A 1,174-nucleotide genomic window follows, 5' to 3' on the forward strand; every position below is an offset into this window, starting at 1 on the left:
TGACTGGATACCGATCCCGTCTTCCCACGAGAACCCCGTGTCATAGACGGCGGGACCTACAGGCTCGGCGACCGGCTCCTTCAGAGGCGTTGTCGCTAGCGTTTTCAGTTGCGACTTCGCCAGAGTCCACGGGTCACTGTGGGCCTGTGTTCGGTCCCATAAGTACCAATCCACGGCTCGTCGTCCGTGGTCTTCAGACAGTCCGCGGTGGTGACGTTTGAGATGCTTGATGCCAGCGTTGATACCGCCTTCTAACGCGTTCGTCGTCTTCGCGATCACGACCCCTTCGTCGGCGGCCTCGAGCCAGGTGAACAGATGGTTCTTCGCGATGAGTTTGGCCAGGAACCCGTGGGCCCGGCGCGTGCGCAGATGCGTGTACCACCATGTCTGCCCGGGCCTGACGTGGGCGGGTCTGCTCGTGCTGGAGCGGGCATAGGTTCGCTGTTTGAGCATACGGTCCCATTTCGCTTCCCATGTCGCGAACTCGGCCAGCCACGCTGCAGCCTGATCCCACGTCTGGACTTTCGACAGGGCCCGGTAGATCGCTTGAAGTTCCTTGTTCGCCGGCAGGGTCGGCGTCCTCGTCAAATGCGTGTTACAGGCGTGCTGGATATGGAAGTAACAGCGTTGGATTCGTGTCTGTGGCCAGAGTCTCTCGATCGTCGTTGTCAACGGCCCGTTGCCATCGACGATGGCGTAGCGGGGTGCAGGGATGGTTGAGATGAGTGCCGTCCAGGACGCGGTCTTTTCGTGGTCGCACCATTGCCAGTCGATGACGTGAGTGCCGGTGTAGGCGATGAGGACGCACCACCCGTTGGTGTAGGTGCCATCGAGCATGATCTGATCATGGATTTCAGAGGTCGGGGACACTGTTGGGTGGATCGTCCAGCACCAGGATGTGCGGCGCCGGAACGTTCGGGGGCTGCCCAGTGGTGTGTGGGCTGGTTGTGGTGCTGGTCCCAGGAGCCAGTCGAGGAAGGCGCGCAGTTCGAATCGTTGTGTCGATCCTCGGCGTTTGGCGCTGCTGGAGGCTCCGCAGGCGGGACACCTGTACCGGGTGGTTCCGGCCTTGGTCGTGCCGTTCTTCTTCAGCGTTGTCTGACAGATCTGACATTTCGGTCGATTGCAAGCACCCTACGAATGCTAAGCGATCAGAGCTAAGCAATCAGGTGAT

General features: G+C 60.5%; 1 pseudogene. It reads right to left on the bottom strand.

From position 1 onward, the window contains the following. Positions 1-1,110, bottom strand: a pseudogene (locus ABD154_RS17925) (IS1249 family transposase); the annotation flags it as partial. Positions 1,111-1,174: the final 64 nt, after the last annotated feature.

The organism is Brevibacterium sanguinis (assembly GCF_039528855.1).
GTDB classification, from domain to species: Bacteria; Actinomycetota; Actinomycetes; order Actinomycetales; family Brevibacteriaceae; genus Brevibacterium; species Brevibacterium sanguinis.